Below are 23394 nucleotides of genomic sequence, written 5' to 3'. Positions count from 1 at the left end.
AACCGGTCAGGTTTGACGGGCGGCCGCGGCTGACGCGGCCTTCGTCGGCGATGCCTGCTCGACGGGCTTGACGGCGGTATCGGGCGCGAACTGCGCGGCGTTGTCGACGATCACGCGCTCGCCGCCCGACAGGCCCCGCGTGATGCGCCAGTCGCGTCCGCTCATCTGGTCGGCGACGACCTCGACGTCCTTCACCTTGCCATTCGTGCCGACCACGCGCACCGACGTGCGCTCGGCGGTGCGCAGCAGCGCATCGCGCGGCACGAGGATCGCCCGCTGGTCGACGGCCGCATCGAGCGCGATCCGCACATACGCGCCGGGCAGCAGCTCGCGCTCGGGGTTGGGGAACAGCGCGCGCATCGCGACGGTATCGGTGGTCGGATCGACCGCGAGATCGCTGAACAGCAGCTTGCCCTTCAGCGGATACGCGGTGCCGTCGGCGCGCCGCAGCGTCACCGTGACGTCGTGCTGCGCGATCCCCGTCGCGTGCCCGCTCTTCACCGCGCGACGCAACGCGTCGACGTCGGCCGCCGGCTGCGAGAAATTCACGTAGATCGGATCGAGCTGCTCGACGGTCGTGAGCGGCGTTGCCTGGTCCTGGCCGACGAGCGCGCCCTCGGTGACGAGCGCGCGTCGTGCGCGGCCCGCAATCGGCGCGGTGACGGTCGCATAGTCGAGCTGCAGCTGCGCGCGCGCGAGCTCGGCCTTCGCGGACGCGACGTCGGCCTTCGCGCGCGTGTCGTCGGCGACGGCCTCGGTGTGATCGCGCTCGCTGACCGCGCGGTCGCGCACCAGGTCGTCGTAACGGCGGCGCTTGTCGCTCGCCGCGAGCGCGGCGGCCTGCGCCTTCGCGAGCGCACCCTGCGCGGCATCGCGCGCGGCCTTCAGCGGCGCCGGATCGATGCGGAACAGCACCGCGCCCTGCTTCACTTCCTGGCCTTCCTCGTAAGTCCGCGCGGTGACGATGCCCGCGACCCGTGCGCGCACCTGCGCTTGCCGATACGCGTCGAGCCGGCCCGGCAATTCGACGGTCATCGGCACGGCCGTCGGACGCACCGTCACGACCGTCGCGTTCTGAATCGCCTCCGGCGCCTTGTCCTTGTCGCCCTTTCCGCATCCGGCCACGGCCAGCATGGCCGCGAGCGCGACGGGCGCCAGCCGGAGGCGGCGCGCGAGGGAGCGTTTGTTATTCATGTGTGACCTCGGAAACGTTCGCCGCCGATACAATGCGGCGGCTCAGGGTGGCCGATTATAATCAGTCATGACTGATTAAATACATCCGGTTGCCCTGCAACCGCCACACTGTCTCAATAAAGCGACAGCGAACTGTAAGGAAATTCACGCCATGGCCCGCAAGACCCGGGAAGAATCGCTCGCCATCAAGCACCGGATCCTCGACGCCGCCGAGCTCGTCCTGCTCGAAAAAGGCGTCGCGCAAACCGCGATGGCGGACCTCGCCGAGGCCGCCGGGATGTCGCGGGGCGCCGTCTACGGCCACTACCGCAACAAGATGGAAGTGTGTCTCGCGCTGTGCGACCGCGCGTTCGCGCGAACCTCGGAAGGCTTCGACGCGGTCGACAGCCTGCCCGCGTTCGCCACGCTGCGCCGCGCGGCGTCGCACTACCTGCAGCAATGCGGGGAGCCGGGCTCGATGCAGCGCGTGCTGGTGATCCTCTATACGAAGTGCGAGCAGAGCGAGGAGAACGGCGCGCTGCAGCGGCGCCGCATGCTGCTCGAGCTGCAGATGCTGCGCATCACGAAGGCGTTGCTGCGCCGTGCGATCGCGGCCGGCGAAATCGCCGCCGATCTCGACGTGCACCTGGCGGCTGTCCACCTCGTGTCGCTGCTCGAAGGCGTGTTCGCGTCGATGATCTGGACCAACCGCCTGCGCGGCAATCTGTGGAACGACGCGGAGGCGATGCTCGACGCCGGTTTCGACGCGGTCAGGACCTCCGGCGCACTGCGCGTGCGCGCGCAAAAATTGCCTGCCTGACGAAAAGCCGCGCAATAAATGCTGATTTAACCCGATTTACCGCAGTGCGAAACGAATACGCTGACCCTCTTTAAAATTTTTAACATTTCGCGGAACATCGGTAGACTGACGCTGTCATCTTTCTTTAGCGTCTTCGTGATAATCCGGGTTCGACCCGGAAAGCTCACGCCGCCGTTCGAAGCGGGCACCCCCGCGAGTTGGGTCGAACGGAAACGACACAGGCCCCTGGCGGGGCCTGTTTTGTTGCACGCCCGTCGCCCGCCGCCGTCGTCACCCGACGGATGTGCCGCCGATGGCTCCTGCCCACACCTCTTTGAACCGTTTTCCTGGATGTGGACACTTTTGGTCAAGCCTGCCGCAATTCCTGATGCTTTCGCGCCCGGGCGCGCGCAGCGCCTCGTGCGCGCGCTCGTGCCGGCCGCCGTGCTCGGCGCCCTCGCCGCCTTCGGTCTCGCCGCCGCGCTGCCCGCCGTCTCGCAACTGCCGGGCGCCGTCGATTCGGGCACGGCCGCGCTGCCGCAGCGCGTGCTGTCCGACACGCCGTTTCCGACCGCGCAGCATTTCGTGACGAGCGAGCTCGCGCGCACGCTGGGCGAGCGCAGCGAACTCGACGAACACGGCGACCGCAGCCCGCAGCCGGGCCTGTTCGCGCCGCTCAGCGCGCACCGCAACGACATGCTCGGCTATGCGAGCCTGTTCCAGTTCGCGGCGCCCGAAACCCAGCACGGGACGCGTGCCGGCGACATCGAGCTCACGCTGTCCGATACGCTGAACCGCCTCGACGTGCCGCCCGAGGTGCGCATCCAGCTCGGCGATCTCGTCACCGGCAAGGTCGCGCTGCGCGCCAGCGCGCAGCGCGGCGACTACTACCGCATCGCGTATGACACGAACAACGGCACGCCGCACCTCACCGCGCTCGAGCTGCGCGTCGCGGGCCGCACGTTCGGTGCGATCTGGTTCCGCGCACCGGGCGCCGACCACGGCGCGTACTACACGCTCGACGGCGCACCGCTCGAGGCGGCCGCGTTCACGATGCCCGTCAAGTGGACGCGCATCAGCTCGTTCTTCGGCGAACGCGTGCACCCGCTGTCGCAGGCGATGGCGTTCCATACGGGCGTCGATCTCGCCGCGCCGTCCGGCACGCCCGTCAACGCGGCGGCCGATGGCATCGTGTCGTTCGTCGGCACCGATCCGGACGGCTACGGCCGCTACGTGATCGTCGATCACGCGGACGGCTATTCGACCTACTACGCCCATCTGTCCGCATATGCGCGCGGGCTGAAGACGGGCGAAACCGTGAAGCAAGGCCAGCGCATCGGCTCGGTCGGCATGACCGGCGCGGCCACCGGCCCGCACCTGCACTTCGAGGTGCGCGTCGCGAACGATCCGGTCGATCCGCTCGTCGCGCTCGCGAACGCGCAGACGGGGCTGTCCGACATGCAGCGCACCGCGTTCCGTCAGGAAGCCGCGCAATGGCGCTTCCGCCTCGCGTCGATCAAGACGTCGCCGTTCGCGTTCGCGCAAAACGACGGCCCGCTGTGGGGCGACTTCGCGACCGACTCGTCGACGCTGCGCGCGGTCTTCAACACGCACTACAGCGCGTCCTGACGCCGACGCTGCGAAGCACCGTCACGCCCGTCGCCGCTGGCCGCTCGCCGCAGCGGCGACGCGGCCCACCGTCACCGCACGGGTTCCGTGCGTTCGGCCGCGGCCTGCGCGATGCGCGCCGCACGCGGGCGACGTAACAGCAGCCAGCGTGCCGCGCCGTCGAGCGACGTGCACAGCACCAGGTAAAGCGCCGCGACGAACAGGAAGATCGGCGCCGGATACACCATCAGCCGGTTGTTCACCTGCGTCGCAACGAACGACAGTTCCGGCACGCCCACGATATACGCGAGCGACGTGTCCTTCACGAGCGCGACCCACTGGTTGACGAACGACGGCGTCATGATCCGGATCGCCTGCGGCAGCAGCACGTAACGCACCGTCTGCCAGCGCGTGAGCCCAAGCGACAGCCCGGCCTGCCACTGCCCGTCGCCGGCCGCGGCGATGCCCGCATGCACCGCATGAGCGAGATACGCGCCACCGATCAGCGCCAGCGCACACACGACCGTCGCGAGGCCCGGCACGTCCACGTGCAGCAGCATCGGCAGCAGGAAGTACGTCCAGAAGATCAGCATCAGCACCGGAATCGCGCGAAAGAAGCCGATGAACGCGAGCAGCAGCACGCGCAGCGGGCCGCGCGCGAGCGCCATCGCGACGCCGAGCGCCACCCCCAGCACCGCCGACGCGACGGCCGACGCGATCGCCAGCACGAGCGACAGCGCGGCGCCGCCGAGCGGGCCGTCCGGGAACGCACCGACGAGCAGGTACGGCAGGTTGTCGAGCAGCAGCGACACATCCATCGTCAACGCCCCGCCCCGAGCCGGTCGCGCCATTGCGTGGCCGCGTAGGCGCCGGCCTCGATCGCGGCCACTGCGGCGACGTACAGCACGGTCGCGACACCGAACGCGGCAAAGGTCTTGAACGTCTCCGTCTCGACCTGCCGCGACGCATACGACAGCTCGGCGACGCCGATCGCCATCGCGAGCGACGAGTTCTTCACGAGATTCATGTATTGGCCGAACAGCGGCGGCAACGCGATGCGCACGGCCTGCGGCAGCACCACGTAGCGCAGCGACTGCATCGGCGTGAGGCCGAGCGCCGCGGCCGCGTCGTGTTGCGCACGGCGCACGCCGCGCAGCCCGGCTTCGCATTCCTCCGCGACGAACGCGGCGGTATATGCGCTCAAGCCGACCCAGCCGGCGACGAACTCGAACGACGGCCACGCGAGCGTGAGCGGGCCCGCGCTCAGTTCATGACGCGCGTTCAGCCACGTGATCCACGTATCGGGCAGCAACGACGCGACGCCGAAGTACCAGAACAGCAATTGCACGAGCAGCGGCGTGTTGCGGAACGCGACGACGTAGCCGGCCGCCACCGTGCGCACTGCCGTGCCGCGTGCATGCCGCATGACGGCGAGCAGCAGCCCGCCGACGGTCGCGGCGAGCGCCGACGCTGCCGCAAGGACGAGCGTGAGCAGGAAGCCCTGCCAGAGCCAGGACAGATATTTGGGAGCCAAGCCGAGCATGCTGTGGTGTGCGGGCGCGAAGCGCGATCGAAAGATGCGAAAGAAGACGGAAGCAAGTGGAGAGCGCTGCGCCCCGCGCCTACCGGCACAGCCGGCGGCGGATCGCGGCGCAGATGGCGCACGCGGCGCACCGGCCGCACAATTCAGCTCCGGTCGCCGATCCGGAAGATGCGCGTGAGCGGCGTCTTCGTCGCCGGCCCGAACCACGCGTCGTAGATCTGTCCCGCGCGGCCGCTCGCCTCGAGCCCCTTCAGCGTGTCGTTCACGAAGCCGAGCAGGCGCGTCTCGCCCTTCGGCACACCGACGCCCATGTAGTCGTTCGAGATCGTGAAAGCGGGGATCTCGTAGTTCTGCTTGTCGGGCACGTTCGCGAGCAGGCCGATCAGCTTCGGGCCGTCCTGCGTGATCGCCTGCACGTTGCCGGCACGCAGCGCGGCGAACGCGAACGGCGTGTCGTCGTACGCGACGATCGTCGCCTTCGGATACTTCTCGCGCAGCGTGATCTCGTTCGTCGTGCCCTTGTCCGCACCGACGCGCAGATTGTTCAACTGGTCGGCCGATTTCAGCACGCCCTTCTTCGCGAGAAACTGCTGGCCCGACGAGAAGTACGGGATGCTGAAGTCGACCTGCTTCGCGCGCTCGTCGGTAATCGTGAAGTTGGCGAGCACCAGGTCGACCTTGCCGGAGGTCAGGAACGGAATGCGGTTCGCGGGGTTGGTCGGTTGCAGTTGCAGTTTCACGCCGAGCTTGTCGGCCAGCGCCTTCGCATAGTCGACGTCGAGACCGACGATGTGGTTGCTCTTGGCGTCGACATAGCCGAACGGCGGATTGCTGTCGAAGGTCGCGACGCGCAGCACGCCGGCCTTCCTGATGTCGTCGAGCCGGTCCGCGTGCGCGACCGTGCCTGCCGTGACGAGTGCGGCCCCGACGAGCCACGTGGCGAGAGTGTGGATTTTCATGAGCACGACCTGATTTGTTATGAAGGCCGCCGCGGATCGCGCGGCGGCCCGGTTCGAGGAACATCGCGACGGTGTGTGTCGTCGCGAAGCCGCTAACGTATCAGCGCGTGCGGCGATTCCGAACCAACAAATGGTGCTTTGCTCTGCGGGTTTCGTGATGACGCGCACCCGCGCTCGCGGTCATTCGCTATCGTCGTCGGTGGCGGCCGCGGACGCCGCGCACAGGAACTCGCCGTCACCGCCGTCCTGCAGATAATCGAGCGAACGGTCCATGCGCAGGAACGAGAGCGTGCCCGCTGCGCCGAGCGCGAACAGCGTGTTGTGATCCGGCGCGAAGATCACCTGCGACACGCCGCCCGCGACCGGAAACTCGCCCACGGTGCGGCGCGTGGAGGTCTTGATCACGCGCATCGGCTTGTCGTCATAGCCGGTCACGGCGATCAGCGAACCGTCGCCGCTGCCGTCGAAGCTGTGCATCGACTCCTGGCAGACCGGATAACTGTCGCGTACGGCAAGGCTCGACGCATCCCGCCACTGAACCGACGACTTGTTGTAGACCCAGATGCCCGCGCCCTTCTCGCCAGGCTGAGCCTGGATGAAATCCGCATCGACCGGATAGGTCTGTACCTGCGCATTCGTCGCCGTATCGAACGCGACGATCGCACCCTTCTGCATCGCGTACGCATACAGCCGCCGGCCGTCGGGCGACAGCCACATCGACAACGCACGGCCGAACTCGACACCCGATGCATCGTGATCGCCGAGCGGCAGCGTCGCGATGACCTGCGGCCAGTGCGCGAGACTGACGACGGAAATCGTGTCGTCGACGCTGTTCAACACGTACAGCCTGTCGTTGGACGCGGACGCGACGATCGCGCGCGGAAAGCGTCCGAGCGTCACGCCATCGACGATCGCACCGCTGTTCAGGTCGATGCGCGCGAGGCCGTTCTCGCGCATCGATGCAACATACGCGTAGCGCTCGTCGGGGCTCACGTACACGCCGCTCGCGCCGCGGCCGCGGCACATGTTGCCCGGGCAGCCGTCGAGTCCCGTCGCGAACGGCTCGCCTGCGATCGTGCGCACGACCTCGTGCCGCTCGACGTCGACGACGACGAGCGTGTTCCGGTCGTTGTCGGTCACGTACAGGCGTTTGCCCGACGCGCCCAGCACCATCGTGTATGGCCACTTGCCGATTGGTACGACGGTGCCTGCCGCCTGCTCGGCCGACACGGGCGCCGGACGGTGCTGCTCGTCGTCGCGGATCTGCTCGGCAATCGCGGCCGCCTGCTGTTGCGCGTGGCGCTTCGCGGCGTCGCGCTCGACGTCGCGGCGGGTCGCGTCACGCCAGCCTTGCAGTTCCTCGCTGCCGGCCCGCTGCGCGGCGAACAACATCGCAGCGCTGCCGAGCACCGCGAGCACGACCGGCACGGCGACGCGCATCGAGCGGCCGGCCCCGTACATCAGCCAGCCGACGATGAAGCCGACGACCACGCCGCCGAGATGCGCGGCCTGATCGATGCCGGAGATGAGGAAGCCCGAGCCCAGGTTGATCGCGATCACCTGCCCGAGCGCGCCGAGGTTGATGGCGACCGGCGCATCGCCTGCGCTGTCGCGCCGGCGTTGCAGCGCGAATGCCGCGGCCGCGCCCGCCAGTCCCATCAGCGCGCCCGACGCACCGACACTCACGACCGGCCGGATCCCGCTGGACTCCAGCGCGACGCCGAACGCGAAGCTGGTGCTGCCGACTTCGTGATAACCATGCCAGAGCGCGCTCAGCAGCGAGCCGCCGAGCGCGGACAGAAGATACGCGACGCCGAACCGCAGCGTGCCGCCCGCGCGTTCGAGCACGATGCCGAGCACGACCAGCATGTACATGTTCAGCGCGAGATGTGTCCAGCTGCCGTGCAGGAACGCGCTGGTCAGCAGCCGCCACGGCTGCCCGGTGAGCGTGTACGGCGCGAAGTTCGCGCCCCAGTCGAGCAGCAGCGGGTTCGATAGCGAACCGTACGACGCCTGTCGCCACATCAGCACGAATATCACGGTATTGACGACGGCCAGCAGAATGGTCAACCACGGCCTGGAAGAATGTTGTTCTCTCATCGGGATCTTGGTATGGGTTATCGCGCGTGAGCCGCGCGAGCGCCATTATATTTCGCGTCCCGCAAGCAACGAGCGTGTGACGAAGCCGGTCGGCGAACCGGGAATAAAAAAACGCCCGCTGCACGCAGCGGGCGCGAATCCCAGTCAAGGAGGTGTCACACGAACTACGGGTTCAGAATAAAAGCATCGCCGGCGGCGGACAACGAAGCGATTGCGATATCGATATCGCGCGGCGCGGGATGCGCAATGCGCTTGCACGCGGCGACGCGAACGTGCCGCCCATGAAAAAACGGCGCGCCGCCTGCGTGGCGGAGCGCCGTTCCATTGTTTCAAGCCGCTCGAAGCGGCAGCCGGGTTGCCCCGCGGATCACGGCTCGTGACGCAGATACCCTTCCTTGCTCGGGTCGCGCATCCGCCACGACACGATCAGCGACACCGCGCACAGCGCCGTCACGTACCAGTAGAAGGTTTCCTCGCTGCCGACCGACTTGAACCACAGCGCGACGTACTCGGCCGAGCCGCCGAAAAGCGCATTCGCGACCGCATACGACAGGCCGACGCCCATCGCGCGCACTTCGGGCGGGAACATCTCGGCCTTGATGAGGCCGCTGATCGACGTGTAGAAGCTGACGATCGCCAGCGCGATCGTGATCAGCACGAACGCGGCCGTCGGGCTCGTCACTGTCTTCAGCGTGTGCATCAGCGGCACCGTGCCGATCACCGCGAACGTGCCGAACAGGATCATCGACGTGCGTCGGCCGATCTTGTCGGACAGCGCGCCGAACACCGGCTGTATCAGCATGTAGACGAGCAGCGCGACGGTCATCACATTGCTGGCCGTCTTCGCATGCATGCCGGCCGTGTTCACCAGGTACTTCTGCATGTACGTCGTGAACGTGTAGAAGATCAGCGAGCCGCCGGCCGTGAAGCCGACCACCGTGAAGAATGCGCCCTTGTGCTGCCACACGCCGCGGATCGTGCCCGCGTCCTTCTTGTCGCGCGACGCGCTCGTCGACGTCTCGTCGAGCGATTTGCGCAGGTACAGCGAGATCAGCGCGGCCGCCGCACCGCAGACGAACGGAATGCGCCAGCCCCACGCCTTCAGTTCGTCGTTCGACAGCGTCTGCTGCAGGATCACGAGCACCAGCAGCGCGCACAGCTGGCCGCCGATCAGCGTCACGTACTGGAACGACGCGAAGAAGCCGCGCCGCCCCTTCAGCGCGACCTCGCTCATGTAGGTCGCGCTGGTGCCGTATTCGCCGCCCACCGACAGCCCCTGGAACAAACGCGCGACCAGCAGCAGCGCCGGTGCGAGCGCACCGATCTGCGCATAGGTCGGCAGGACCGCGATCACGAGCGAGCCGCCGCACATCATCAGCACGGAGATCATCATCGCCGCGCGGCGGCCGTGACGGTCGGCGATGCGGCCGAACAGCCAGCCGCCGATCGGACGCATCAGGAAGCCGGCCGCGAACACGCCGGCCGTGTTCAGCAGCTGCGTCGTCGAGTTGCCGCTCGGGAAGAACGCCGGCGCGAAGTACAGCGCGCAGAATGAGTAGATGTAGAAGTCGAACCACTCGACGAGGTTGCCCGATGAGGCGCCGACGATGGCGAACACGCGCCGCCGGGTGTCATGCGCGGACAGCGCAGCTTGGTCGGTCTGGACGTCCATGGGTTGGTCTGTTCCTTTTAGTGCTTTCTGGGCGAGACGACCAGGGGCCGCCGCGTGCGGTCGCCGTGGCACCGGTTCCGGTGCCACGGCGCTACGGGATTTTAGCGAAATGTAAAGTAACAGGCTTTCCGGGTTCGTCCGGATGTAGAAAAATTTTCTCGCGCTTTCCCGTTCGTCATATGAAAACGCCAGCCCTGAGGCTGGCGTCCGGTGCAAGCTCTGTGGAGGCGAGCGATTCAGATCCGCACCTCGGGCGGCACGTAGCGGCACTCGTAGCGCTTGCGCACGGTACCGGCCTCGTCGACGCTTTCCAGGAACACGTCGAACTGCCAGAGTCGCGCCATGTGCTTGAGCACTTCTTCGCTGTCGTTCGACAGATGGCGGTTGTCGGTCATGAAGTGGCGCAGCGTGAGGCTACGGTCGCCGCGCGTGTTCACGGCCCAGACCTGGATGTTCGGCTCGCGATGATGGATGTCGTACTGCCGCGACAGCGCCTGGCGCACGTATTGATAACCGGCCTCGTCGTGGATCGCCGACACCTCGAGCGAATCGCGCATGTCGTCGTCGAGCACCGAGAACAGCCGCATCTCGCGGATCAGGTTCGGCGACAGGTACTGCGCGATGAAGCTCTCGTCCTTGAAGTTGCGCATCGCGTAGTGCATCGCCGGCAGCCACGGGGTGCCCGCGATCTCCGGAAACCACTTGTAGTCCTCTTCCGTCGGTGCTTCGCAGATCCGGCGGATGTCGCTCATCATCGAGAAGCCGAGCGCATACGGGTTGATCCCGTTGTAGTACGGCTTCGTCACGGGCGGCTGGTAGACCACGTTGCTGTGCGAATGCAGGAACTCCATCATGAAGCCGTCTTCCAGCTTGCCCTGGTTGTACAGCGTGTTCAGCAGCGTGTAGTGCCAGAACGTCGCCCAACCCTCGTTCATCACCTGCGTCTGCCGCTGCGGATAGAAGTACTGGCCGATCTTGCGCACGATGCGGATCACTTCCCGCTCCCACGGCTCGAGCAGCGGCGCGTTCTTCTCCGCGAAATACAGCAGGTTCTCCTGCGGCTCCGGCGGATAGCGTTCCTCCTGCTCCTCCATCTGCTCGGGCTTCTTGCCCGGCAGCGTGCGCCACAGCTCGTTGACCTGCGACTGCAGATACGCCTCGCGCTCGCGCCGCAGCGCGGCCTCCTTCGACAGCGACGGTTTCTGCGGCCGCTTGTAGCGGTCGACGCCATAGTTCATCAGCGCATGGCACGAATCGAGCAGTTCCTCGACGCGATCGAGGCCGTAGCGCTCCTCGCATTCGGCGACGTAGTTCTTCGCGTACACGAGGTAGTCGATGATCGCGTGCGCGTCGGTCCACAGCCGGAACAGGTAGTTGCCCTTGAAGAAGGAGTTGTGCCCGTATGCCGCGTGCGCGATGACGAGCGCCTGCATCGTCATCGTGTTCTCTTCCATCAGATACGCGATGCACGGGTTCGAGTTGATGACGATTTCGTACGCGAGGCCCATCTGGCCGCGGCGATAGCTCTTTTCGGTGGCGAGGAAGTGCTTGCCGAACGACCAGTGGCGATAGTTGACCGGCATCCCGACCGATGCGTACGCGTCCATCATCTGCTCGGCGCTGATCAGTTCGAGCTGGATCGGATAGATATCGAGCTCGTATTGCTCGGCGACCTGCGAGATGTGCGTGTCGTATTCCTCGAGCAGTTCGAACGTCCAGTCGGACGGGCACGGCAGCGGCTTGCGTTCGGCAACGTTCATACGCGCTTCCTTCTGCCCGGAGCCGGGCAAGTCGGCGGCCAGCGGCGCCGGTTCGACCCGGCCGCTTTGCTGCGATGCGGCAGGACCGGCCGTGGCGTCGCCGGAAGGGCGCGGCGCGTAGCCGCGCGACTCGTTGTGCAGGTGGCGGGTCGTCATGACATTTCCACCTGCTTTTCGAACAATTCGCGAAACACCGGGTAAATGTCGGCAGCCGATTCGGCTTTCTTCATCGCGAGGTGCGGTTGCGACAACGCCAGCTGCGCGTACTCCAGCCACAGATTCTGCTCTTCCGGGGCAACCTGGATATACGCGAAATAGCGCGTCTTCGTGAGGATATCCTCTTCCAGGATTTTGCGACACTTCGGCGAATCGTCGGTCCAGTTGTCGCCGTCGGACGCCTGCGCGCCGTAGATGTTCCACTCGCTCGGCGAGTAGCGCTCGTTCATCACCTTGCGCATCAGTTCGAGCGCGCTCGACACGACGGTGCCGCCGCTTTCGGTCGAATGGAAGAACGTGTCTTCGTCCACCTCCTCGGCGCGCGTGTGGTGACGGATGAACACGACCTCGATGCGCTCGTAGTTGCGCTTCAGGAACAGATACAACAGGATGAAGAAGCGCTTCGCGAGATCCTTGCGCTGCTCGTCCATCGAACCCGACACGTCCATCAGGCAGAACATCACGGCCTGGCTCGACGGCTGCGGCTGCTTCACGCGATTGATGTAGCGCAGATCGAACGGATCGATGAACGGGATCCGCCAGATGCGCCCCTTCAGGTGATGGATCTCGGCCTCGAGCGTCGCGATGTCCGCGCGACGGTCTTCGGGGTCGAGCTTCAGCACCTCGAGCTGTGCTTCGAGCTCGCGCAATTCGTTGACGAGCGGCGAGCCGAGCGCGATGCGCCGGCCGAGCGCGCTTCTCAGCGAGCGCACGACGTCGATGTTGTTCGGCGTGCCTTCCGCCGACCAGCCCGCGCGCACGTTCTTCCAGCTCGGCACCGTCAGCAGGTGCGTCTTCACGAGGCGCGGCAGTTCGAGATCGTCGAAGAAGTACTGCATGAATTCGTCGCGCGACAGCTCGAACACGAAGTCGTCCTGCCCTTCGCCCTCGTTGCTCGCCTGACTGCCGCCGCCGCCCGAGCCGCCCTGCGGACGCGGAATCTTGTCGCCGCGGACGTAGTCCTCGTTGCCCGGGTGCACGTACTCACGACGCCCGCCCGGCGCGTGCCGGAAATTCGGCTCCGCGATGTCCTTGCGCGGGATCGTGATGCTTTGCGTGCTCTGGATATCCTTGATGCTACGGTCGCGCACCGCGTCGGAGACGGCACGACGAATGTAGTTCTTGACGCGACGCAGAAAGCGTTCGCGGTTGGCGATGCTCTTGTTCTTGCCGGCCAGCCTGCGGTCGATGATTTGATGAAGCACTCCCGGTCTCCCGCTCGAAAGTCGATATGCCGGGACGCTCGCCGCACATGCCGTCTGCCGTCATGCGGGCGGCGTCTCTGAGGGCGCCCGTGCGGACGAACCGCACGGGCGCGGTACCGCGCGCGTCATGACGACTTGCGCACGCGCAGGTACCAGTCGCAAAGCAGCCTCACCTGCTTCGGCGTATAGCCCTTCGCGACCATCCGGTTCACAAAGTCCTCATGCTTGCGTTGCTCCTCCGCCGAGCCCTTCGCGTTGAACGAAATGACCGGCAACAGTTCCTCGGTATTCGAGAACATCTTCTTCTCGATCACGACGCGCAACTTCTCGTAGCTCGTCCACACGGGGTTCTTCCCGGCATTCGCCGCCCGCGCGCGCAGCACGAAGTTCACGATCTCGTTGCGGTAATCCTTCGGATTGCTGATCCCGGCCGGCTTCTCGATCTTCTCCAGTTCCGCGTTCAGCGCGGCGCGGTCGAAGCTCTCGCCCGTGTCGTGATCGCGGAATTCCTGGTCCTGGATCCAGAAGTCCGCATACGTGACGTAGCGGTCGAAGATGTTCTGCCCGTACTCCGAATACGATTCGAGGTAGGCCGTCTGGATCTCCTTGCCGATGAAGTCCGCGTAACGCGACGCGAGCACGTCCTTCACGAAGGACAGGTACTTCTGCTCGGTTTCCGGCGGGAACTGCTCGCGTTCGATCTGCTGTTCGAGCACGTACATCAGGTGCACGGGGTTCGCCGCGACCTCGCTCGAATCGAAGTTGAACACGCGCGACAGGATCTTGAACGCGAACCGTGTCGACACGCCCGTCATCCCTTCGTCCACGCCCGCGTAGTCGCGATACTCCTGATACGACTTCGCCTTCGGATCGGTGTCCTTCAGGTTTTCGCCGTCGTAGACCTGCATCTTCGAGAACAGGCTCGAGTTCTCCGGCTCGTGCAGGCGCGACAGCACCGAGAACTGCGACATCATCTTCAGCGTGCCCGGCGCGCACACGGCTTCGGCCAGCGACGAATTGCGGATCAGCTTCTCGTAGATCTTCGTCTCTTCCGACACACGCAGGCAGTACGGCACCTTCACGACGAAGATCCGGTCGAGCAGTGCCTCATTGTTGCGGTTGTTGCGGAACGCCTTCCACTCCGACTCGTTCGAGTGCGCGAGGATCACCCCGTCGAACGGAATCGCGCCGAATCCTTCGGTGCCCTTGAAGTTGCCTTCCTGCGTCGCGGTGAGCAGCGGGTGCAGCACCTTGATCGGCGCCTTGAACATTTCGACGAACTCGAGCAGGCCCTGGTTCGCAAGGCACAGGCCGCCCGAATAGCTGTACGCATCGGCATCGTCCTGCGCGTACTGCTCGAGCTTGCGGATGTCGACCTTGCCGACGAGCGACGAAATATCCTGGTTGTTCTCGTCGCCCGGCTCGGTCTTCGCGATGCCGACCTGACGCAGGATCGACGGATAACGGCGCACGACGCGGAACTGGCGGATGTCGCCGTTGTATTCGTGCAGGCGCTTGACGGCCCACGGACTCAGGATGCTCTTCAGGTAGCGGCGAGGAATGCCGTATTGCTCCTCGAGAATCGGGCCGTCTTCGTCGTAGTCGAACAGCCCGAGCGGCGATTCGTTGACGGGCGAGCCCTTCAGCGCATAGAACGGCACGCGCTCCATCAGTTGCTTCAGACGCTCGGCGATCGACGACTTGCCGCCGCCCACCGGGCCAAGCAGGTAGAGAATCTGCTTCTTCTCTTCGAGCCCTTGCGCAGCGTGGCGGAAATACGCGACCACCTGCTCGATCACTTCCTCCATTCCGTAGAACTCACGGAATGCGGGATAGACCTTGATCACCTTGTTCGCGAAGATCCGCGACAGGCGCGGTTCGTTGCGGGTGTCGACTTGTTCGGGTTCCCCGATTGCAGCCAGCATGCGTTCGCCTGCCGTGGCATACGCTGACGGATCGTTCTTGCAGAGCGCGAGGTACTCCTCCAGCGAGAGCTCTTCCTCTCGCGTTTTTTCGAAGCGGTTCGCGAAGCTGCTGTAAATATCCATGCTACCTCCCTCGCCTGAGTCTGAAGACGTGCTTGCCTTCGTATGACTGCGCAGAAGCAAGCGCGTTCGAATTCATCCTAAACCCTTTCTTATTTTTTTTCACGAACTCTTCGTATGAAGTGCGTCATTCTCCGCAACACCGCTTGGACAACGCATTTTGACGCTTTACAATGGATCTCCCGTGCCGCAGAAACTGCATCCGCGGCGTCTCGTCCAGCATCGGAACGTCTCACGCGTTGGCCACCTCCGTCGTCGCCGCGCCCTTCACTCCTCCTTCATCACTAGACGTTCGAGCGCACGTTTACGACGACATGCGGCGAGCACCGTTACAAATTTTTTTCGCATCGTCCGGAGATACCCGTAGCGCCGATGCGCGCCTGCGACACGCGACGTTGTGCGAACGTTCATACGCGCTGTCACATTCGATCGGTGGCCGAAACGACAACGCCCGCAGTAGCGGGCGTCGTGTGCTGCCAAATAGGGATAGATGCGCTAGGAATAGCGGCGCGGCGCCCGAATCAGAACGTCTCCCAGTCGTCCCCGCCAGCAGTCGCGGCAGCCGGTGCGGATGCCACGGACGCGCCCGCCGGCTTGCGCACCGGCGCCGCACGCTTGGGCGCTGCGTCGCGATCGTCGCGCGCCGCGGCCGGTGCGGGCGAGCTCACCGGCACGGCAGCCGGCGCGGACACCGCGCGCGGCGCCTGACGTGCGGCGGGAGCGGCTGCCGGCTGCGCCGCATCGTCGTCGATCCGGAAGACCGCCGCCGTGTCGCGCAGGCGCGCGGCCTGTTCGTCGAGCGACTGCGCGGCGGCCGCCGCTTCCTCGACGAGCGCGGCGTTCTGCTGCGTGACTTCATCCATCTGCGCGACCGCGCGCGCGACCTGATCGATGCCGCCGCTCTGCTCCTCCGATGCCGCCGCGATTTCACCCATGATGTCCGTCACGCGCTGCACGGCCGCGATCACGTCGCTCATCGTGCGACCGGCCTCGTCGACCAGCGTCGAGCCCGTGCGGATGCGGTCCACCGACGCGTCGATCAGCGCCTTGATCTCCTTGGCCGCGCTCGACGAACGCTGCGCGAGGCTGCGCACCTCGCCCGCGACGACCGCGAAGCCGCGCCCTTCCTCGCCGGCACGCGCGGCTTCGACGGCCGCGTTCAGCGCCAGGATGTTGGTCTGGAACGCGATTCCCTCGATGATCGCGATGATGTCCGCGATCTTCGCGGAGCTGTCGTTGATCTCGCCCATCGTGCCGACCACCTGGCCGACCACCGTATTGCCCTTGTTTGCAATCTCCGACGCGTTCGCGGCCAGCGAGCTTGCCTGCCGCGCATTGTCCGCGTTCTGTTTCACCGTGCCGGTCAGCTGCTCCATGCTCGACGCGGTTTCCTGCAGCGCCGACGCCTGTTCTTCCGTGCGCGACGACAGGTCGATGTTGCCGGCGGCGATCTGCCGCGCCGCGGTCGCGATCGATTCGCTGCCGCCGCGCACGGTGCGCACCGTATCGACGAAGCCGCGCTGCATCCGCGCAAGGCCGTCGAGCAGCTGGCCCATTTCGTCGCGCCGATGCACAACGATCGAGCGGCGCAGGTCACCTGCGGCCATCGCGTCGAAATGCGCGAGCGCGTCGGCCAGCGGACGGCCGATCGCACGGCTGAGCGTCAGCCACGACAGCGCCGCGGCGACCAGGCCGGCCACCAGCACGACGATCGACAGCACGCGCAGCGTGTCGTACACCGATTCCGCGCGGTCGAAGTCCGCCTGCGCGGAGCTGAACTGGAAATTGCGCAGCGCTTCGCCCGAGATCGAAAGCTCGTTGTACAGCATCTGGAGCTGCTTGGCGCCCTCGCCGATCCGGTCGTGGTCGCCCGTCGCGATCGCGCCGCCGAACGCGTCGCAGCTGCGCTGCAACGCCAGCCGCTTCGCGGCGACGTCCTGTGCGAGGCGGTCTTCCTCCGGGCCGCGCGGCAGCGCGAGGTACTTCTGCCACCACGCGTCGGACTGCGTGCGCATTGCGCGGCTGCGCTCCACCGCTGCAGCGGAGTCGGGCGAGCCGGCCAGCAGCGCGGCGCGATCGAGCGCCAGGCGCTCGCGCGCCGCGTACATTTCCGCTACGGCCACGTCGACCGCGCTCGGCATCTGGTTCGTGAAGATTTCGCGTGTCGCGTCGTTCGAGCGCGTCATCCCGTACACGCCCAGCACGCCGATCAACCCCAGCAGCACCGCGAGAAACGCCATCGTCAGACCGATGCGCGCACGTATCGTCAGGTTTCCGATCACCATCATTCTTCCTGTGTTGCGTCGTCATGAACGGGCCGCGCCCGTTTTTCGAAACAGTGTTTCGCCCCGATGCATTTACGACCGTTCGCCCCACAACTTGATGGTATTGACGTCAATTTTCTCCGCAATTGATCGGTTTATTGCATTCTGCTGAATAATAGGGGCGAAACATGCCGGCCCGGGCTCGGAGATGGCAGAGCGAGTGTCGGGTTCGGGCCGATCAGGAAGAGACAGCCAGACAGCCGGCTGCCTGCTGTCGCAGGCGCCGGCCACGATGCGCGCCGCAGCCGATCAGGCCAGTTCGGCGAGGGTGGGAATCGACGGCTGCGCGCCCGCGCGCGTGACCGACAGCGCCGCCGCGCGTTGCGCGAAGCGGATCGCGGTGTCGACGTCTTCCCCCGCGGCGAGCCGCGCGGCGAAACCGCCGATGAAGGTATCGCCGGCCGCGGTTGTGTCGATCGCCTGCACGACGGGCGCCGGATAGTGGCGCGCCGCGCCGTCGGCCGGCAGCGCGAGCACGCCGCGCGCGCCGAGCGTGATCAGCACGTTGCGCGCGCCGCCCGCCTGCAGCATCCGCGCCGCGGCTTCCGCGTCGGCCGGGTCGCGCACCGGCAGCCCGGTGAGCGCTGCCGCCTCCACTTCGTTCGGAATCAGGTAATCGACCAGCGGCAGCCAGCCGTCCGGCAGCGGCGCGACCGCCGGCGCCGGATTGAGCACCACGGTGCGGCCGAGCCGCCGTCCGGCCGACAGCGCGGCGAACACGGCGTCCGGCGGCGTCTCGAGCTGACAGATCAGCACGTCGGTCGCGGCCAGCGCGGCGTCGTGCCGCGCCACCGTCTCCGGCGTGACTTCGCCGTTGCCGCCGGCGACGATCACGATCGTGTTCTGGCTCGCGTCGTCGACGACGATCAGCGCAACCCCGGTCGACGCCGCCGCGCTCGTCGCGAGCCGCGCGCAATCGATGCCTTCGGCCTCGAGGCCCGCCCGCAGCGCCGCGCCATGCGCGTCCGCGCCGACGCAGCCGATCATCGTGACCCGCGCGCCGAGCCGCGCGGCCGCGACGGCCTGGTTGCCGCCCTTGCCGCCGGCCGCCTGAGCGTACGCATGGCCGGCGAGCGTTTCGCCCGGCAGCGGCAGCCGCGGCGCCCGCACGACGAGATCCATGTTGAGGCTGCCGACCACCGTCACGCGGCCGGCGCCCGCGGTGCGCGCCGTCATGCGCGAGCACCGGGCGCGGCCGGCTCGCGGTAGATCGCCGTCGATTCGCGCAGCACGAGGCGCGGCGACACGACGCGGCGGCGGCTCGGCGCAGCGGTCGAGCCGCCGCCGATCCGCTCGATCAGCGTCTGCGCGGCCATTTCGCCGAGCGCGCGCACCGACTGGCCGACCGTCGACAGCGCCGGATACGTGTAGCGGGAGAATTCGATGTCGTCGAAGCCGATGATCGAGCAGTCGTCCGGCACGCGCAATCCACGCTCGGCCGCCGCGCGCAGCGCACCGACGCCCATCAGGTCGTTGCCCGCGAAAATCGCGCTCGGATGCACCGACTCGAACAGCCGCGACGCCGCGTGATAGCCGCCGAGGCACGAAAAATCGCTTTCCGCGATCGCGCCCGGCACGATGTCGATCCCGCGCTCGGCCATCGCGCGGATGAAGCCATGCACGCGCATCGCGCTGACGGCCGTGTCGGTCGGCCCGGTGATGCAGCCGATCTTCGCGTGCCCGAGTTCGAGCAGGTGGCGCGTCGCCAGGTACGCGCCGCGTTCGTGATCGATCTGCACGAGGTCGGCCGCGAGCCCCTCGATGTTGCGGTCGACGACGACGAGCGGCGCATGCGCGTGCGCGAGCGTCTGCGCGAGCACCGCGTCCTCGCCGGCCGATGCGACGATCAGCCCGTCGATGCGTTTTTCCTGCAGCACGCGCAAGTAGTTGCGCTGCTTCACGGGATCGTCGTCCGAGTTGCAGAAGAACACGCAATAGCCGTTGGCCGCGCACTGATCCTCGATGCCGCGCGCGAGCTCCGCGAAGTACGGATTCGTACTGTTCGGCACGACGAGTCCGATGGTCGCCGTCGAACGCGCCTTGAGCGAGCGCGCCACGGCCGACGGCACGTAATTCAGCTCACGGATCGCGCCCTCGACCTTCGCACGCACGTCCGCGGACACCGGCCGCGAATTGTTCACCACGTGCGAGACGGTCGTAAACGACACGCCCGCCATGGCCGCCACATCCTTGATCGTCGCCATTTCCCGTTTCTCTCTGGTCTGCTTTCTGTGTAGTTCTTACCGGGCGCGCGCGCGCCGGCTGCGATACGTATCGAGCACGACCGCCACCACGATCACCGCCCCGGTGATGATCCGTTTGGTCGGCTCGTTCGCGCCGATCTGCGCCAGCCCGGCGGCCAGCACGGAGATGATCAACACGCCGAAGAACGTGCTGATCACCGAGCCGCGCCCGCCCATCAGGCTCGTGCCGCCGATCACGACGGCCGCGATCACCTGCAGTTCGAGGCCCGCGCCCGCGTTCGGATCGGCGGCCTCGAGCCGCGAGATCTGGAACAGCGACGCGAGCCCGGCGAGCGCGCCCATCAATGCGAATACGAGGATTTTATACGGCCGCGGGTTAACCCCGGCGAGCCGCACGGCCTCCTCGTTCGTACCGATCCCGACGAGATAGCGCCCGAACACGGTACGGGTGAGCACGAACTGTGCCGCGATCATCACCGCGACCGCGATCAGGAACGCCGGCGAAATGCCGAGCGCGATCGGGTTCGACAGGAAATCGAACGCGTCGCCGATATAGGCCGTGCGCGAATTCGTCAGTTGATAAGCGACGCCGCGCGCGGCCTCGAGCACGCCAAGCGACACGATGAACGACGGAATCCGCCAGCCAACCGTGATCGCGCCGGTCAGCGAGCCGGTCGCCGTCGCGACCGCGATTCCGATCAGCGCGGCCGGCAGCGGCCCCCACTGCCATTTCAGCGCGGCCACGCTGACCATCGACGCGGCCAGCGCGAGCACCGAGCCGACCGACAGGTCGATGCCGGCGATGATCAGCACGAAGGTCATCCCGACCGACATCACGACGAGATCGGGGATCTGGTTCGCGATCGTACTGAACGTATCGTAGGTCAGGAAATGCGAGCTCAGCGCCGAAAACAGCGCGATCATCGCGGCGAGCGCACCGGCGAGCCCGAGATAGTTCGACAGGCCGAGCCGCGTGCCGGACAGCGTGCGCGCGCGGCGCCCCGTCACGTCCTGCTGCGCGCCTGCGTCGCTCGGGGATACGGGAGGCTGGGTCATTGCTGTCGTCCTGTGGTCGAAGTGCCGGAAGCCGCGCGCGGCGCCGCTTGCGCATCCGGGTGGCGCGTGCCTTCCGGCTGCGCATCGCGGCCGAAGCCGGCGAACGCCGCGGCCAGCAGCGCATCCTGGGTCCAGTTGCCGCGTTCGAACACGGCGGTCATGCGGCCGGCCGACATCACGCCGATCCGGTCGCAGATCAGCATCAGCTCGCGCAGGTCGCTCGAGACCACCACCAGCGCGCGGCCGTCGCGCGCAAGCGCGCCCATCAGCGTGTAGATCTCGAATTTGGCGCCGACGTCGATTCCGCGGGTCGGCTCGTCGAACAGCAGCACGCCCATGTCGCGCGCGAGCCAGCGGCCGATCACGACCTTCTGCTGGTTGCCGCCCGACAGTTCGCCGACCGTTTGCGCGGCGCCCTGCGTGCGGATCCGCAACGCGTCGATCTGCTGCTCGGCGAGCGCCGTTTCGCGCGCCGTATCGACGATGCCGCCGCGCGCGAGCCGCTCGAGCTGGCCGAGCGACACGTTCGACGTGACCGACTGCGACAGCAGCAGCCCTTCGCCCTTGCGGTCCTCGGTGATCAGCGCGATGCCGTGCCGCACCGCGTCGACGGGCGAAGCGATGCGCGCCGGCGTCAGCGGATCGCCGACCGAGATCATCCCGGCGTCCGGCGTATCCGCGCCGTAGATCAGCCGCAGCAATTCGGTGCGCCCCGCGCCGATCAGCCCCGAGATGCCGAAGATTTCGCCCGAGCGCACTTCGAGCGATACGTCCTGCACGGCCGTGCCGCGCGTCATGCCCGACACGGCGAGTCGCGGCGCGCCGATCCGGCGCGGGCCGAGATCGATGTGCTCGCCGATCTCGCGCCCGACCATCAGCGTGACGAGCCCGTCGGACGTCGTCGCGGCCATGTCGCCGACGTGCACGAGCCGGCCGTCGCGCAGCACCGCGACGCGCTCGGCGACGCGGGCGAGCTCGTCGAGCCGGTGCGAGATGTAGACGATCGCCACGCCGTGCGCCTTCAACCGGTCGATCTGCTCGAACAGCAGCTCGACCTCGCGCGCGGTCAGCATCGCGGTCGGCTCGTCGAGGATCAGCACGCGGCAGTCGCCGATCAGGTTGCGCGCGATCTCGACCATCTGCTGGTGGCCGATGCCGAGCGCACCGACCGGCGTGTCGGGGTCGATCGCGTCGAGCCCGACACGCGCCATCGCCGCCTGCGCGTCGTCACGCAGCCGCGCGCGGTCGATGATGCCGAAGCGTCGCGGCAGACGGTTCAGAAACAGGTTTTCGGCGACCGTCAGCGTCGGCAGCAGGTTCAACTCCTGCATCACCATGCGCACGCCGAGCGCTTCGGCCTGCGTGCGGCTCGCCGGCGCATAGGCCTGGCCGCCGAGCTGCATCGTGCCGGTCGTCGGGTCGACGAGCCCGCCGATGATCTTCGACAGCGTGCTCTTTCCTGCGCCGTTCTCGCCCGTCAGCGCAAGCGCCTCGCCCGGTGCGAGCGTCAGCGTGACGTCGGCGAGCACCGGTTCGGCGTAGGTCTTGCCCACGCCGGAGACGGACAGCACGGGAACGGCTGAACGGGAGGGTTGGAAGGTCGGTTCCATCGCGATCCTGATTGCGGCCGCGCGCACGCGACGCGCGGGTATGACGCTCACAAGTGCATGTGCATGCAGTGGCCGTGATCGCGCTCACTCCGTATAACGGCCGCCGGCCCGGATTCTTGAGGGCGGCGGCCGCGACGGGGCGGCGTTACTTCGTCACGAGATCCACCGGCGTCTCGACCACACCGGTCATGTCGGCCTGCTTGCGATGCTCGGCAATCGCCTTGAGCGCCGTGTCGATGCCGAACACGGCCTGCTTCGCCGCGTACTGGTCGGCGGTCGCGAGCACGCGGCCGTCCTTCAGCATCGGCTTGATCGCGTTGATGTTGTCGTAGCCAACCACGAACACCTTGCCCTGCTTGCCCGCGGCCCGCACCGCCGACACCGCGCCGATCGCCATGTTGTCGTTGCCGCACAGCAGCGCGCGCAGGTTCGGGTATTCGTTGAGCATCGCGGATGCGACCGCATTGCCCTTGTCGATCTCCCATTCGCCCGACTGCACCGACACGACCTTCATCCCGCCCGCCTTCATCGCATCCTGGAAGCCGGCCGTGCGCTGCTGCGCGTTGGTCGTCGTCGACACGCCTTCGAGGATGCCGACCTGGTCGCCCGCCTTCAGCCGCTTCGCGAGGTAGTCGCCGATCTTGCGCGCGCCCTTGCGGTTGTCGGGGCCGACGAACGGCACGTTCAGGTTCTTCGACTTCAGCACGTCCGGATCGAGCCGGTTGTCGATGTTCACGACGATGATGCCCGCGTCGACCGCCTTTTTCACGACCGGCACGAGCGCCTTCGAATCGGCCGGCGCGAGCACGATCGCATCGACCTTCGACACGATCATCTGCTCGACGATGCGGATCTGGTTCGCGGTGTCGGTCTCGTCCTTGATGCCGTTCGTGATCAGGTCGAACTGGCCGGCGTTGTGCTTCTGGTATTCCTTCGCGCCGGTTTCCATCGTCAGGAAGAACTCGTTGGCGAGCGACTTCATCACGAGCGCGACCTTCGGCTTGGCCGGCGCTTGCGCGTGGACGGCCGGTGCGGCGGCGACCGCGACGGCGGCAAGCGCGGCGGTCAGGAAACGACGGCGAAAGAGGACATTCATACACATCTCCTGGCGACTGGCCCG

17 protein-coding genes are annotated in these 23394 nt (G+C 66.8%); 2 read left to right on the top strand and 15 right to left on the bottom strand.

Going from position 1 to position 23394, the window contains the following annotated elements:
* Positions 1-6: 6 nt before the first annotated feature.
* Positions 7-1194 (bottom strand): MexX/AxyX family multidrug efflux RND transporter periplasmic adaptor subunit, encoded by a 1188-nt coding sequence (locus FFI87_RS08200; protein WP_138847752.1) that lies wholly within the window; start codon positions 1192-1194, stop codon positions 7-9.
* A gap of 151 nt (positions 1195-1345) precedes the next feature.
* Here FFI87_RS08200 and FFI87_RS08195 point away from each other — a divergent pair, with 151 nt between their 5' ends.
* Both FFI87_RS08195 and FFI87_RS08190 read left to right on the top strand, forming a co-directional pair.
* Positions 1346-1993 carry a TetR family transcriptional regulator gene (locus tag FFI87_RS08195; protein ID WP_012363840.1) on the top strand — a complete coding sequence of 216 codons (648 nt, stop codon included), beginning with the start codon at positions 1346-1348 and terminating at the stop codon, positions 1991-1993.
* 330 nt (positions 1994-2323) lie between these two features.
* Positions 2324-3601, top strand: a complete 1278-nt coding sequence (locus FFI87_RS08190) for a M23 family metallopeptidase (RefSeq protein WP_138847753.1) — start codon at positions 2324-2326, stop codon at positions 3599-3601.
* A gap of 71 nt (positions 3602-3672) precedes the next feature.
* Here FFI87_RS08190 and FFI87_RS08185 read toward each other — a convergent pair whose 3' ends face one another.
* From FFI87_RS08185 to FFI87_RS08115, 14 genes are all read right to left on the bottom strand, one after another.
* Positions 3673-4398, bottom strand: a complete 726-nt coding sequence (locus FFI87_RS08185; protein WP_138847754.1) for an amino acid ABC transporter permease — start codon at positions 4396-4398, stop codon at positions 3673-3675.
* A gap of 2 nt (positions 4399-4400) precedes the next feature.
* A complete protein-coding gene (locus tag FFI87_RS08180; protein ID WP_138847755.1) occupies positions 4401-5123 on the bottom strand; it encodes an amino acid ABC transporter permease in 723 nt (240 codons plus the stop codon).
* A gap of 143 nt (positions 5124-5266) precedes the next feature.
* Positions 5267-6082, bottom strand: coding sequence for an ABC transporter substrate-binding protein (locus tag FFI87_RS08175; RefSeq protein ID WP_138847756.1), 816 nt, complete (start codon positions 6080-6082; stop codon positions 5267-5269).
* A gap of 180 nt (positions 6083-6262) precedes the next feature.
* Entirely contained in the window at positions 6263-8152 is a 1890-nt protein-coding gene (locus tag FFI87_RS08170; protein WP_249177197.1) for a rhomboid family intramembrane serine protease, read from the bottom strand.
* 397 nt (positions 8153-8549) lie between these two features.
* Positions 8550-9854: an MFS family transporter gene (locus tag FFI87_RS08165; RefSeq protein WP_138847758.1), complete on the bottom strand. Its 1305-nt coding sequence runs from the start codon at positions 9852-9854 to the stop codon at positions 8550-8552.
* A gap of 236 nt (positions 9855-10090) precedes the next feature.
* A complete protein-coding gene (locus tag FFI87_RS08160; protein ID WP_138847759.1) occupies positions 10091-11770 on the bottom strand; it encodes a SpoVR family protein in 1680 nt (559 codons plus the stop codon).
* Positions 11767-13035: a YeaH/YhbH family protein gene (locus FFI87_RS08155; RefSeq protein ID WP_012363827.1), complete on the bottom strand. Its 1269-nt coding sequence runs from the start codon at positions 13033-13035 to the stop codon at positions 11767-11769. Before FFI87_RS08155 ends, FFI87_RS08160 begins: the two co-directional genes overlap by 4 nt.
* A gap of 125 nt (positions 13036-13160) precedes the next feature.
* Positions 13161-15083 carry a PrkA family serine protein kinase gene (locus FFI87_RS08150; protein ID WP_006754311.1) on the bottom strand — a complete coding sequence of 641 codons (1923 nt, stop codon included), beginning with the start codon at positions 15081-15083 and terminating at the stop codon, positions 13161-13163.
* Between the two features lie 518 nt (positions 15084-15601).
* Positions 15602-17365 carry a methyl-accepting chemotaxis protein gene (locus FFI87_RS08140; RefSeq protein ID WP_138847760.1) on the bottom strand — a complete coding sequence of 588 codons (1764 nt, stop codon included), beginning with the start codon at positions 17363-17365 and terminating at the stop codon, positions 15602-15604.
* 288 nt (positions 17366-17653) lie between these two features.
* Complete coding sequence (gene rbsK / locus FFI87_RS08135) at positions 17654-18580, bottom strand: ribokinase (protein ID WP_012363825.1); 927 nt, start codon at positions 18578-18580, stop codon at positions 17654-17656.
* The gene (locus FFI87_RS08130; RefSeq protein ID WP_006759468.1) at positions 18577-19608 is read right to left on the bottom strand and encodes a LacI family DNA-binding transcriptional regulator; all 1032 of its coding nucleotides are present in this window, start codon (positions 19606-19608) and stop codon (positions 18577-18579) included. Before FFI87_RS08130 ends, rbsK begins: the two co-directional genes overlap by 4 nt.
* A gap of 36 nt (positions 19609-19644) precedes the next feature.
* Entirely contained in the window at positions 19645-20664 is a 1020-nt protein-coding gene (locus FFI87_RS08125) for an ABC transporter permease (protein ID WP_012363824.1), read from the bottom strand.
* Entirely contained in the window at positions 20661-22274 is a 1614-nt protein-coding gene (locus tag FFI87_RS08120; RefSeq protein WP_138847761.1) for a sugar ABC transporter ATP-binding protein, read from the bottom strand. The genes FFI87_RS08125 and FFI87_RS08120 overlap by 4 nt, the downstream gene beginning before the upstream one ends.
* 145 nt (positions 22275-22419) lie before the next feature.
* Positions 22420-23370 (bottom strand): sugar ABC transporter substrate-binding protein, encoded by a 951-nt coding sequence (locus FFI87_RS08115; RefSeq protein WP_105834347.1) that lies wholly within the window; start codon positions 23368-23370, stop codon positions 22420-22422.
* Between the last annotated feature and the right edge of the window lie 24 nt (positions 23371-23394).

The sequence above is a fragment of the Burkholderia sp. KBS0801 genome (assembly GCF_005937855.2).
Lineage (GTDB): Bacteria > Pseudomonadota > Gammaproteobacteria > Burkholderiales > Burkholderiaceae > Burkholderia > Burkholderia ambifaria.
This window is presented reverse-complemented; position numbering and strand designations above follow the sequence as displayed.